This window comes from Trueperaceae bacterium (assembly GCA_019454765.1).
In the GTDB taxonomy this organism is placed as follows: Bacteria; Deinococcota; Deinococci; order Deinococcales; family Trueperaceae; genus JAAYYF01.
The window spans coordinates 16,748-28,593 of the sequence record JACFNR010000035.1 but is presented as its reverse complement, the minus strand read 5'-3'; the positions used below and the strand labels follow the sequence as shown (position 1 = coordinate 28,593).

General features: G+C 73.1%; 11 protein-coding genes. 9 read left to right on the top strand and 2 right to left on the bottom strand.

Translation table 11 applies throughout. The features are described from left to right. On the bottom strand, nucleotides 1-449 hold a 449-nt coding region (locus tag H3C53_09920; GenBank protein MBW7916981.1), incomplete at its 3' end, for an MFS transporter. Nucleotides 450-479: 30 nt separating this feature from the next. On the opposite strand from H3C53_09920, the gene H3C53_09915 reads away from it, so the two are divergent. The 9 genes from H3C53_09915 to H3C53_09875 all read left to right on the top strand — a co-directional run bounded on the left by H3C53_09915 (nucleotide 480) and on the right by H3C53_09875 (nucleotide 10,500). Beyond that, nucleotides 480-1,196: a hypothetical protein gene (locus tag H3C53_09915; protein MBW7916980.1), complete on the top strand. Its 717-nt coding sequence runs from the start codon at nucleotides 480-482 to the stop codon at nucleotides 1,194-1,196. 167 nt (nucleotides 1,197-1,363) lie between these two features. After that, on the top strand, nucleotides 1,364-2,362 hold the full coding sequence (locus H3C53_09910) for an EamA family transporter (protein MBW7916979.1): 999 nt from the start codon (nucleotides 1,364-1,366) through the stop codon (nucleotides 2,360-2,362). 8 nt (nucleotides 2,363-2,370) lie between these two features. After that, nucleotides 2,371-3,930, top strand: a complete 1,560-nt coding sequence (locus H3C53_09905) for a hypothetical protein (protein ID MBW7916978.1) — start codon at nucleotides 2,371-2,373, stop codon at nucleotides 3,928-3,930. 23 nt (nucleotides 3,931-3,953) lie between these two features. Then, nucleotides 3,954-4,943, top strand: coding sequence for an ABC transporter permease (locus H3C53_09900; GenBank protein ID MBW7916977.1), 990 nt, complete (start codon nucleotides 3,954-3,956; stop codon nucleotides 4,941-4,943). Then, nucleotides 4,943-5,839, top strand: a complete 897-nt coding sequence (locus H3C53_09895) for an ABC transporter permease (protein ID MBW7916976.1) — start codon at nucleotides 4,943-4,945, stop codon at nucleotides 5,837-5,839. The genes H3C53_09900 and H3C53_09895 overlap by 1 nt, the downstream gene beginning before the upstream one ends. Nucleotides 5,840-5,877: 38 nt before the next feature. Then, on the top strand, nucleotides 5,878-6,615 hold the full coding sequence (locus tag H3C53_09890; GenBank protein MBW7916975.1) for a nucleoside phosphorylase: 738 nt from the start codon (nucleotides 5,878-5,880) through the stop codon (nucleotides 6,613-6,615). Beyond that, on the top strand, nucleotides 6,612-8,372 hold the full coding sequence (locus H3C53_09885) for an adenine deaminase (GenBank protein ID MBW7916974.1): 1,761 nt from the start codon (nucleotides 6,612-6,614) through the stop codon (nucleotides 8,370-8,372). The genes H3C53_09890 and H3C53_09885 overlap by 4 nt, the downstream gene beginning before the upstream one ends. Continuing rightward, nucleotides 8,369-9,511 carry a M20/M25/M40 family metallo-hydrolase gene (locus tag H3C53_09880; GenBank protein MBW7916973.1) on the top strand — a complete coding sequence of 381 codons (1,143 nt, stop codon included), beginning with the start codon at nucleotides 8,369-8,371 and terminating at the stop codon, nucleotides 9,509-9,511. The genes H3C53_09885 and H3C53_09880 overlap by 4 nt, the downstream gene beginning before the upstream one ends. 65 nt (nucleotides 9,512-9,576) lie before the next feature. Further along, complete coding sequence (locus H3C53_09875) at nucleotides 9,577-10,500, top strand: TlpA family protein disulfide reductase (GenBank protein ID MBW7916972.1); 924 nt, start codon at nucleotides 9,577-9,579, stop codon at nucleotides 10,498-10,500. Between the two features lie 550 nt (nucleotides 10,501-11,050). Here H3C53_09875 and H3C53_09870 read toward each other — a convergent pair. Further along, nucleotides 11,051-11,812, bottom strand: a complete 762-nt coding sequence (locus H3C53_09870; protein ID MBW7916971.1) for an SDR family oxidoreductase — start codon at nucleotides 11,810-11,812, stop codon at nucleotides 11,051-11,053. Between the last annotated feature and the right edge of the window lie 34 nt (nucleotides 11,813-11,846).

Sequence of the window (11,846 nt, the reverse complement as noted above, 5' to 3'; positions counted from 1 at the left end):
CCCGCCGCCGTTCCCGCCGCCAACGCGGCCAGGTTGTAGGCGCCGCCCGCCGCCAACGCGGGCTGCAGGTCGACCCCGGGCTCCTCGGCCTGCAGGGCGTCGATGAACCACGCCTCGAGCGCCCCGGAGGCAAGGGCGCGGGCGGCACCGGCCAAGAGGCCGTAGAGGACGAAGGCCGGCAGCCCGAACGCGGTCAGGAACACCGCCTTGGCGACGACCTGCAGGGCGCTGGCGGCGAGGAACACGCGCTTGCGCCCCACGGCGTCCGCCAGGGCGCCCGACGGCAGTTCCAACACCACGACGGTCAGGGCGTAGGCGCCCATGAAGAGACCCACGTCCGTCAACGTGAGGCCGCGCGACTGCGCCAGCAGCACCGACACGGCCATGGGCAGGACGTTGGCGAACCAGTTCAGCGAGCTCACGAGGTAGTAAGCGGGCCGCACGCGCATGTCGGTAGGGTGCCTGCTAACCTACCGTGGATGACACCGCCTCGTTCAGGTAGCGAGGAGCACGCGCCGCCCCGCCTGCCGGCCGGCGCGGACGTCCACCGCGTCGAGGACCCGACTCAGGCGCGGCTCCTCACCGACCCGCGGTTCTTGACCACCTTCAGGCCGTTCCTCGCGCGCGAGTCGACCGTCTCGAACGCCGTGGCGCAGACGAGCGTCGACATGAACGCGACGCTCTACCGGGTGCGGACGCTGCTGGCGGCCGGCCTCCTCACGGTGTGCCGCGTCGAGCCGCGCAGGGGCCGCGGGGTGAAGGTCTACCGCTCGACGCACGACGCCTACTTCGTGCCGTACCGGTCGACGCCGTTCGCGAGCCTCGAGGAGCGCCTGCTCGCTCAGGCCCTGCCGGAACTGCGGGAGCGCGTCGCCATCGTGGCACGGCGCATGCGCGCGGACGGGCGCGACGGCCAGCGCCTGTTCAGGGACGATAAGGGCGACACGTGGGTGGTGGGCGCCGCCAGTGAGACGAGCGAGGTCGCCTGGCTCGACCCGGCTGGGCGGCCGGGCACCGACTACTGGACCGACCTCGACCTCACCGAGGCGCAGGCGCGGGAGCTGCAGAGGACGCTGGTAGAGCTCCTCGCCGCCTACCCGCGCAGCGCGGGGTCGAGCGGCCCGACCGGGCGGGCCGCGGGTGCGCGGGTCCGGCCCTACCGGCTGGCGGTCGCCTTGGTCCCGCTCGACGACTGAGGGGCACCCCCGGAACGGGCGCGGGGCCGCGAGGCCCCGCGCCCCTGTAGAATCGACGCCTGCCGGCGCCGCCTTGGGTGGCGACCGACGAGGGCGGCGCGGCGCCGCGTCCGGGCCGCGCTCACGCACCGGCAGCGCGCCCTCCGGCGCTGCCCGACAAGGACCCCATGAACCGCTACCGTTCGCTCGGGCTGTTGTTCGCCCTCCTCTCGGCCGCCGCCTTCGGCACGTCCGGCTCGTTCGCCAAGGGCCTCCTCCTCAGCGGCTGGACGCCCGCGGCCGCGGTCACGTGGCGCGTCGCCGTTGGCGCCGTCATCATGGCGGTCCCCGGCGCGCTGGCCATGCGGGGCCGCTGGCACCTGCTGCGCCGCGGCTGGCCCAGCATCGCGCTGTTCGGGCTCATCGCCGTTGCCGGCTGTCAGCTCGCCTACTTCCTCGCCGTGGAGCGCCTCTCCGTGGCCGTGGCGCTCCTCATCGAGTACCTCGGCGTCGTGCTGGTGGTGGTGTGGCTGTGGCTGCGGCGCGGCGAGCGGCCGCGGCCCCTCACCCTCGCCGGGGCCGCCCTCGCCGTCGCCGGTCTGGTCTTCGTGCTCGACGTGTTCGGCGCCATCGAGGTCGACCTCGTCGGGGTGCTCTGGGGGTTGGCGGCCGCCGTCGGCCTGGCCACCTTCTTCGTGGTGTCGGCCGACGCCCGTCACGGGCTGCCGCCCGTGGTCGTCGCTGCCGGGGGCCTGGGCGTGGGCGCGGCGGCGCTCCTCGCCGCCGGGGCGGTCGGGGTGGTGCCGGTCGTCTGGAACACGGCGCCCGTGCTGCTGGCCGGCGCGGAGGTGCCCTGGTGGCTGGACGTCGCCGGGCTGGGCCTCGTGGCCGCCGCCTTCGCCTACCTGGCCGGCATCACGGCCAGCCGCCGGCTCGGCTCGAAGCTGGCGTCGTTCGTGGGGCTCGCCGAGGTGCTGTTCGCGGTCGTCTGGGCGTGGCTGCTCCTGGGCGAGCTGCCCTCCGCCGTCCAGCTTCTGGGCGGACTTCTGATCCTCGCCGGCGTGGTGCTGGTCAAGCTCGACGAGCGCCCCAGCGAGCTCGCCGGTGGTGCTAGATTGGGTTCGGCTGGCACCGAGACCACGAACCTCGCGACCCCGCAACCCATCCACGCCCAAGTCGAAAGGTAGGTCCCCCGATGTTCTGGACGAGACTCAAGCGTTCCGCGCCTGTAGCGGTGGCGCTGCTCCTCGCCGTCCCCGCGTTCGCACAGGAGACACCCGTCCCGGGCGGCACGGCCATCGTCGTGCTCGGCTCCGACCCGGAGCACCTCAACCCGGGCATCAGCACCAGCTACCCCGTGGGCGCGGTCGGGGTGAACGTCTATAGCGGGCTCGTGCGGCTGGCCGCCGACGGGCGCCCGGAGGGCGACCTGGCGAGCGGCTGGACGGTGTCGGACGACAACCTGACCTACACGTTCACGCTGCGCGCCGCCAACTTCCACGACGGCACCCCCGTGACGAGCGCCGACGTCGTCTACTCGATGCTCGAGGTGGAGGCGCCCAACCACGGCCGCTTCAAGACCGCCTTCGACCGGATCGCCTCCATCACCGCGCCGGACGCCGGCACCGTCGTCATCACGCTCAAGGAGCCGTACGCGCCGCTTCTCAGCCTCCTCACGGCCTTCGACGCGGCCGTGCTGCCCAAGCACCTCTTCGAGGGGACCGACCCGCTCACCAACCCGGCCAACGACGCGCCCATCGGCAGCGGGCCGTTCAAGTTCGGCACCTGGGTGCGCGGCGAGCGCATCGAGGTCGTCCGCAACGACGACTACTACCTCGAGCCCGCCCTCCTCGACCGCGTCATCTTCCGGGTGGTGCCGCAGGACGTCGGGCGCTCAACGGCCCTCGAGGTGGGCGAGGCCGACCTGCTGTGGGGCTTCTACATGCCCCCGGTCGACCTGCCGCGCCTCGCCGCCGACCCCAACCTCCAGACCTGGACGGGCATCACCATCCCCGCCCTCTACTTCATGTTCATCAACACCAACACCCCCGGGCTCGACGACGTGCGCGTGCGCCAGGCGCTCATGTACGCCATCGACCGCGAGCAGATCGTCGAGCAGGCGCAGGGCGGCCTCGGCCAGGCGGGCTCGGGACCGTTCGGCGCCGGCTTCGCCTACGCTTACTCCGCCGCCACCGACTACCGCACCCTCTACCCGTACGACCCCGACAAGGCCAAGGCCCTCCTCGCCGAGGCGGGCGTCACCGGCCTGAAGCTGCGTTTCGTCTACGACTCGGCCCGCGGCGCCTTCGCCGCCGCCGGCAACATCATCAGGGACCAGCTGCGCCGCGTCGGCATCGAGGTCGAGCTGCAGCCCGCCGAGCGCGCCGTGATGGTCGAACGGGTCTACGGCGGCGACTACGACATCACCATGCAGTCGTTCACCTCCGGCGGCGACCCCGCCATCGGCTACCACCGCATCTACCGCAGCGCGGCGCCCGGCACGCCGTTCGTGAACGCGTCCGGCTACTCGAACGCCCAGGTGGACGAGTGGCTCGAGGAGGCCGGCGGCCTCGCCGACCAGGACGCCCGCAAGGCGTACTACGACCGGGCCGACGAGGTGCTCGCCCACGACGTGCCGGTGATGGTGCTCTTCGACGAGCTGGCGTCGGAGGCGGCGGCCGGCAACCTGCGCGGCATGCGCACCCTGCTCGACCAGCGCGACGGGCTCGAGTACCTCTGGTTCGCCAAGCCGTAAGGGCCGGGCGGAGCTGAGGGCGGATGGCGTCCGAGGGCAACGGGGGCGGTCTGGCGATCTACGCGCTGCGGCGCGTGATCAACGCCGTCCCCCTCGTCCTCGGCGTCGTGGTGGTCAACTTCGTGCTGATCGCGCTCGCGCCCGGCGACCCCGTCACCTCCCTCATCGGCGAGTACCCCGCGCCCCCCGAGTACGTCGAGCGCGTCCGGCACGACTTCGGGCTGGACCGCAGCATCCCTGAGCGGCTCATCCTCTACGTCGCCAACGTCGCGCGGGGCGACCTCGGCTTCTCCTTCGCGAACCGGCAGAGCGTCACGACCCTGCTACTGCAACGCCTGGGTCGCACGCTCGTCCTGATGCTCAGCACCGTGGTGGTCGCCACCGCCGTGGGGCTCTTGCTCGGCGTGCTGTCGGCGCGTCGGCCCGGCTCCCTCACCGATCGGGGGGCCACCGGCTTCGCGCTGGTCGGTTACGCCGTCCCGGAGTTCTGGCTCGGTCAGCTGCTGATACTGGTGTTCGCGGTCTGGCTGGGCTGGCTGCCGGCGGGCGGGTTCCGCAGCGTGAGGGTCGAGTACGTCGGCTTCGCCGCCGCCCTGGACTCCTTCAGGCACATGCTGCTGCCCATGGCTGCGCTGTCGTTCCGGTACATGGCGATCACGACACGCCTCACGCGCGCGTCGCTGCTCGAGGTCATGAGCGCGCAGTACATCACGGCGGCCCGCGGCCGCGGCCTGTCGGAGAACGCGGTCCTGTGGCGCCACGCGCTGCGCGCGGCCGCCCTGCCGGTCGTGACCGTCATCGGCTACAACTTCGCCTTCATCGTGGCGGGCTCCGCGCTGGTCGAGACCGTGTTCGGTTGGCCCGGCATCGGCCGCCTCATGTACGACTCCATCTACACGCGCGACTACCCCGTCCTGCTCGGCATACTCCTGTTCGTGTCCGTGACGGTCATCCTCGTCAACCTGATCACCGACGCCCTCTACGCCGTGCTCGACCCGCGGGTGAGGTACTGATGGCGGCCGAGGGCGGCGCTGACGTCGCCGTGGCGGCGCCCGGCGCGCGGCGCGAGCGGTCGAACGCCTCGGCCGCGTGGCGCCGCTTCAGGCGCAGCAGCTCCGGCGTGTTCGGGCTGACGGTCGTGGCGTTGCTGGCCGTCGTCGCCGTGCTGGCGCCCGCCCTGGCGCCCTTCGACCCGCACGCGACGTCGCGCGCCGCCTTCGCCACGCCCTTCGGTGGCCCGCACATCCTCGGCACCGACAACCTGGGCCGCGACGTGCTCAGTCAGGTGATATGGGGCTCGCGGGTCTCCCTGATCGTGGGTCTGGCCGCCGCGGCGACCGCCACCCTGATCGGCGTGGTCGTCGGCGCGCTGGCCGGCTACTTCGGCGGCTGGTTCGACGAGCTCCTCATGCGCGTCACCGAGTTCTTCCAGGTCATCCCCCGCTTCGTCCTGGCGCTCATCGTCGTGGCGTTCTTCGGTTCCGGGCTCGTCAACCTCATCCTCGTCATCGGCCTCCTGAGCTGGCCGCAGACGGCGCGGTTGGTGCGCAGCCAGTACCTGAGCCACAAGACCCTGCCCTACGTCGACGCCGGCCGCGCCCTCGGCATGCGCAACGCCAGGCTGATGTTCCTGCAGATCCTCCCCAACGTGATGGGCCCCGTGCTCGTCGTCGCCTCGCTGGACGTGGCGCAGGCCATCCTGCTCGAGGCCAGCCTCGGCTTCTTCGGCCTCGGCGACCCGAACCTCACGAGCTGGGGCGGCATGCTCAACAGCGCCCAGACGTTCATCCGCCGCGCCTGGTGGATGAGCGTGTTCCCCGGCGTGGGCATCACGCTCGCCGTGTTGGGCTTCAACCTCTTCGGTGACGGCCTCACCGAGGCGTACGACCCCCGCATGGCGCCAAGGTGACCCTCGCGGTCACCGCGGCGCAGCAAGGAGACACCCAGATGGCTGACATCCAGCGGCACCTGCGCGCCACGACCGGCGACGTGGCCCCCTACGTCCTCATCCCCGGCGACCCCGGCCGCGCCGAGCGCATCGCCGAGACGTTCGTGGCGCCCAAGCTGATCGCCCGCAATCGCGAGTACGTCATCTTCACGGGTCGCACCAAGGCGGGCACCCCCATCAGCGTCTGCTCCACCGGCATCGGCGGGCCGTCCGCCTCCATCGCCGTCGAGGAGCTGGTGCGGATCGGCGCCACCCACTTCATCCGCGTCGGCTCGGCCGGCGGACGCCAGCCGGGCACGCCCATCGGCTCGGTCGTGGTGGTCACCGCCGCCTTCCGCGGCGAGGGCACCTCGCAGGACTACGTCCCCCTCGGCTACCCGGCCGCCGCCGACATCGACGTCACGCTGGCGCTGAGGCACGCGGCGGAGGCTCACCTCGGTAGGCGCGCCATCGAGGGGGTCGTGTACACCCGCGACGCGTTCTACCGGCGCGACGACGGCCTCAACCAGCGCCTCACCGACGCCGGCGTCGTGGCCGCCGAGCAGGAGTGCTCCACGGTGTTCGTGGTCGGTTCGCTCCTGGGCGTCAAGGTCGGCGCCGTCCTCGGCACCGACTCGAACATCTACCTCGACCCGCAACCCACGCGCGAGGAGAAGGAGGCCCTCTACCGGCAGGTGGAGGCAGACACCATCCGGATAGCCGGCGCCGCCGTCGACCTGCTGCACGCCGGCCTATGACGGACGCGCTCCCCGACCTCGCGCGGCGCGACCTGCTCGTGACGGGCGCCACCCTCGTCGACGTCTTCACGCAGACCACCTACCCCGGGTGGTTCACCGTGGCCGACGGCCGCTTCGTCGAGGTCGAGGCCGGCTCGCCCACGCCTTCCGACCTGGCGGGGCTGACCGTCGCCGCCCGCCGCGACCTCGGCGGGGCGTTCGTGCAACCAGGCATGCTCGACGTCCACATGCACGTCGAGAGTAGCCTGGTCACGCCCCGCCGCTTCGCGGAGGCGGCCCTACCCCACGGGACCACGACCATCCTGCAGGATCCGCACGAGGTCGCCAACGTGCAGGGAGCGGAGGGCGTGCGGCGGATGATCCGAGCCGCGCGCGGCCTGCCGCAGCGCGTCTACGCGGCCATCTCGAGCTGCGTGCCCGCCACCTCTCCCGACATCGAGACGCCCAACGCCGCCCTGGGAGCCGAAGACGTCACCGCTCTCGCGGCGGAGCCGGAGGTGATGGCCCTCGGCGAGGTCATGGACTTCCAGGGGCTCGTCCACGGCGACACCAAGCTGCGCGCAATCGTGGCGGCCGCCAGGCGCGCCGGCCTGGGGGTGGAGGGACACGTGCCCAGCCTCACCGGCGTGGAGCTGTCGCGCTACGTGGCGCACGGGATCCGCTCGGACCACACGTTGGCGACGCCCGCCAAGCTGCGGGAGGAGCTCCGCAAGGGCCTCTGGGTCATGCTGCAGGAGAAGTCCCTCACCCCGGACGTCGTGGCCGCCGTGGTGGCGCTGCCTGACCGCTCGCGCGTCCTGCTCATCACCGACGACGTCGTCCCCAACCGCCTCGTCGACGGCCACCTCAGTCGCGTCGTGGCGCTGGCCATCGAGGCCGGATGGCCGGCCCTCGACGCCGTGGCGTCGGCCACCCTGCGCCCCGCCACCTACCTAGGCCTGGCCGACCTGGGCGCCGTCGCGCCCGGCGCGCGCGCCGACTTCCTCGTGACCGACGCCCTCTGCGCCTACCCGCCGCGCGAGGTCCACGTGGACGGCCGGCTCGTCGCGGAGGCCGGGCGCGTCGTCGTGGCCGTGCCGGCCCCGGCAGTCGACTGGGGCCCGGCCACCGCGCTCGCGTCCGGCAACGTCGCGGCGGAAGCGCTCGGCTTCGGCGGCCCGGAGCGGCACCACGGCCGCCACCACGTGACGGCGCGCGTCATCGAGGTCAACCAGGTGAACAGCTTCACGACCCTGCGCGAGCGGCAGGTGGAGCTCGTCGACGGCGTCCCCACCGACCCCGACCTGGCGCTGGCCTGCGTGATACCCAGGGCCAGGCTCGCCGCGGAGGGGGAGGGCTACCGGCCGACCGTGTGCCTCGTCGCCGGCACGGGCCTCGAGGCGGGCGGGTACGCGTCCAGCTTCGCTCACGACAGCCACAACGTGTTCCTCTTCGGGCGCGACAGGGCGCTGATGAAGGCAGCCCTCGAGCGGGTGGCGGAGGTGGGCGGCGGCATGGCGTTCACCACCGGGCGCGACACCGCGCTGCTGCCCCTGCCCATCGCGGGCCTGCTGTCGGACGCTCCCGTTCCCGAGGTCGCCGCCCGCTTCGACGCTCTGGAGGGGGCGCTGCGTGATGCAGGCATGAGCGTCAAGACGCCGGTGCTGCTCCTGACGCTCCTACCGCTGAGCGTCAGCCCCGACTACAAGGTGACCGACCTGGGCGTCGTCGACGTCCAGGCGCGGCGCGTGTTGAGCCCGGAGGTGATCGGCCGATGACGAGCCCAGGCGACCGCGACGCCCTGGTACACCGGCTGCAGGAGCGCCTCGTGCGCCTGTGCCTCGTGCCGAGCCCCAGCCGGGACGAGCGCGCCGTGGCGGACCTACTCACCGAGGAGTTCGGGACCCTCGGCATGGACGTGCGCGAAGACGACGCCGGCGCTCACACGGGCGGCAACGCCGGCAACCTCGTGGCCGAGCTCCCCGGCGGCCGCGCCGAGCGCGTCGTGCTGGCGGCGCACATGGACACGGTTCCCCTCGTGCCGGGCGAACCGCTCGTGGCGGAGGTGGCCGGCAGCGTCGTGCGCTCGAGCGGCAGGCAGATCCTCGGGGCCGACGACAAGGCCGGCGTGGCCGTCATCCTCGAGCTGCTCGCGCGCGCCGCCCGCACGGGTTACGAGCACAGACCGACCCTCGTGGCCGTCGTGACGGTGTGCGAGGAGCTGGGGCTGCTCGGCGCCAAGCACCTGGACGTCGCCGCCCTCGGCGCGGACTTCGCCTACTCGTTCGACGGCGAGGTGCAAGTCGGCGAGGTCATCACCTCCGCCGTGTTCAAGGACGACGTGACCGTGACCGTGACCGGGAAGGCCGCCCACGCCGCCCTCGAGCCGGAGCGCGGCGTGCACGCCATCAAGGCCGCGGCCGAGGTGGTCGCGGCCGTGCCGCTCGGGCGCGTGGCCGCCGACCAGGTCCTCAACTTCGGCGCCATCCGGGGCGGGGGACCGACCAACGTGGTGCCCAGCGAGGTCGTCCTGCGGGGCGAGTTCCGCGCCTTCAGCAAGACGCGGCTCGACGAGCTCGCCGCCCACGTGACGGCCCGCGCGGAGGCCGCGGCGGCGCGGCACGGCGCGAGCGTGGCCATCGAACGACGTCACCTGTACGACGGCTACGCCGTGGCGGCGGACGCGGGGCCCATGCAGCGGCTGGCGGCGGCCGCGCCGGCGCTGGGCGAGCGCCTCACGCCGGTCGCCTCGATCGGCGGGTCCGACACGAGCATCCTCAACCAGAAAGGGCTGCTCACCGTCAACGTCGGTGTGGCCATGCACGAGATCCACTCGGTGGGCGAGTGGATCGACGCGGACGACCTGGCGAGGGTGGTCGAATGGGTCGGCACCGCCCTGGGCCTGGCGGGCGCCTGAGCCGGAGTTGGCGGGCGCAGCGGGCGCTACCCGGGCGGGCCCGCCCACCGGCGTAGCATCGCGACATGGACGCGCTGCAGCTGGGTCCGCTCGTCGTCTCGGCGCCGCGCCTCGTCGCGGGTGTCGGGCTCCTGACGCTGATCGTCGTCGCGGAGGTGGCGGCGCGGCGCGCGGGCGCCAGGGCGCGCGGCGCGAACTGGGCATGGAACGCAGCGGGCGCGGTCGTGGTCGGCGCGCGGCTCGGGTTCGTGGCGGAGAACGCGCCGTACTTCTTCGCCCGCCCGCTCGAGGCGCTCATGTTCTGGCAGGGCGGCTTCTCGCCGTGGTGGGGCGTGGCGGCGGGCACGGTCGTCGCCGCGTGGTCGCTCGGCTGGCGGCCGCGGGCGCTCCTGGCGGCGTTAGGGCCGGCCGTGCTCGCCCTGGCCGCCTGGCTGGCGGTGCCGGCGCTCCTCACCCCGGTGGCGGAGGCGGCGCGGCGGTTGCCCGACGTGACGCTGACGACCCTCGCCGGCGACCAGGTGAGCCTCGCCGACCTGAGCGGCGGCCCGCTGGTGGTGAACAGCTGGGCCACGTGGTGCCTGCCGTGCAGGCGCGAGATCCCGCAACTGGCGAGGGCGGCGGCCGAGAACCCGGAGGTGACGTTCCTGTTCGTCAACCAGGGCGAGCAGCGGGCGGCCGTGGAGGCGTTCCTGACAGCCGATCCGCCGCGGCGAGCGCTGCTCGCCGCGCACCCAGGGCGGGTGCTCCTCGACCGCGACATGGCGGTGGCGGCGCGGCTCGGCGGCGTCGGGCTGCCCACCACCTACTTCTTCGCCCCCGGCGGCGAGCTGCTTGGCACTCACGTTGGCGAGATATCGGGCGCCGCGTTGGCGGGTTGGGTGCGGCGCCTGAAGGCCACGTACTCCCAGACCAGGCCGGCCCCGCCCCCCACCGGCTCGAGCCCGGCACTCTCCGCCGCAGCGCGCAGCCGCGCCCTGGGGTGGACGTAGAAGCGGTAGAGGCGGCCGAACAGGCGGGCGAGCCCGTGTTGCGCGCGGGCGGCCAACCGCGCGAGGCGCGACGGGCGCGGGAAGCTCACCAGGAGGACGCCCTTGGTGAGGCGCGCCGCCGCACCGAGCAACTCCACGCCCTCGGCCGAGCAGCACACCACCCGGTTCACGATGACGATGTCGGCGGGCTGCGCGGCGCCCGGGTCACCCAGGACGTCGGCCACGCGGAAGGTGCTCCGCTCCGCCACGCCCGCCTCGGCGGCCAGTTCGGCCGCGAAGGGCGCGTAGGCGGCCACCAGCTCGACCACCTCGCCCTTGGCCGCACCACGCTTGAGCAGCTCGGCCTGGAGGGCGCCCACCCCGCCCCCCAGCTCCAGCACGCTCGAGCCCGCCAGGTCGGCGGCGCCCAACACCGCCAACATGCGCCGTTCGGTGCCGTCGAGGCCGCCGCGCTGGTAGCGCCGGAGGTACCAGGCGGCCACGCGCGCGTCGAACAGCTCCTCGCAGGGCGCGGCCCTGCAACACCCGCTCACGCCATCATGTTAGGCCCTCAGCCGGCCAGCCAACCGCCGTCCGCGGGGTAGTAACCCCCGGTGATGTACGAGGCGTCGTCGGAGCAGAGGAAGACGATGAGCTTGGCGATCTCGGACGGTTCGCCGAAGCGGTGCATGGGGGTTACCCCCTTGAGCCACGCCGTCGTCTGCTCGTCTTCGAAGATCGCCTCGGTCATGCCCGTCCGGATGACGCCGGGTCCCACGGAGTTGACGCGCACCCCCAGGGTGGCGTAGGTGAGCGCGGCCGACTGCGTCAGGCCCCGCACGGCGTGCTTGCTCGTGCTGTAAGACGGGTCGCCGGCGGAGGCGCGTTCGCCCATGGTGCTGGCGAGGTTGACGACGGCGCCGCCACCAGCCTTCAGGATCTCGGGGATCGCGTGCTTCATGCCCAGGAAGGTCCCGGCCACGTTCACGTCCAGGACGCGCTCGAACGCCTTGAGGTCGACCTCGTGCAGCGGCACGTTCGGTCCGGCGGCGGAGATGCCCGCGTTGTTGACCAGGTAGTCGAGCCGCCCGAATGCCGCCACTGCCTCGGCCACCATCGCCTTCACGGAGCCCTCGTCGGCCACGTCGACCTTGACGGCCGCGGCGCGGCCGCCCGCCGCCCCTATCTGCCGCGCGGTCTCCTGCGCCCCCTCGAGGTTGAAGTCCGCGACCATCACGGCCGCGCCGCGGCCGGCGAACTCGAGGGCCGTCGCGCGCCCGATTCCCGAGCCGCCTCCCGTGACCAGGGCCACCTTGCCAGTCATGTCTGTCATGTGACGCTCCTTCCAGCACCAGCCTACGAACGAA

Bases quoted from the DNA above. Each gene is read 5' to 3' on its own strand.
- H3C53_09915 (MBW7916980.1), top strand. From the start codon at position 480: ATGACACCGCCTCGTTCAGGTAGCGAGGAGCACGCGCCGCCCCGCCTG.
- H3C53_09910 (MBW7916979.1), top strand. From the start codon at position 1,364: ATGAACCGCTACCGTTCGCTCGGGCTGTTGTTCGCCCTCCTCTCGGCC.
- H3C53_09905 (MBW7916978.1), top strand. From the start codon at position 2,371: ATGTTCTGGACGAGACTCAAGCGTTCCGCGCCTGTAGCGGTGGCGCTG.
- H3C53_09900 (MBW7916977.1), top strand. From the start codon at position 3,954: ATGGCGTCCGAGGGCAACGGGGGCGGTCTGGCGATCTACGCGCTGCGG.
- H3C53_09895 (MBW7916976.1), top strand. From the start codon at position 4,943: ATGGCGGCCGAGGGCGGCGCTGACGTCGCCGTGGCGGCGCCCGGCGCG.
- H3C53_09890 (MBW7916975.1), top strand. From the start codon at position 5,878: ATGGCTGACATCCAGCGGCACCTGCGCGCCACGACCGGCGACGTGGCC.
- H3C53_09885 (MBW7916974.1), top strand. From the start codon at position 6,612: ATGACGGACGCGCTCCCCGACCTCGCGCGGCGCGACCTGCTCGTGACG.
- H3C53_09880 (MBW7916973.1), top strand. From the start codon at position 8,369: ATGACGAGCCCAGGCGACCGCGACGCCCTGGTACACCGGCTGCAGGAG.
- H3C53_09875 (MBW7916972.1), top strand. From the start codon at position 9,577: ATGGACGCGCTGCAGCTGGGTCCGCTCGTCGTCTCGGCGCCGCGCCTC.
- H3C53_09870 (MBW7916971.1), bottom strand. From the start codon at position 11,812: ATGACAGACATGACTGGCAAGGTGGCCCTGGTCACGGGAGGCGGCTCG.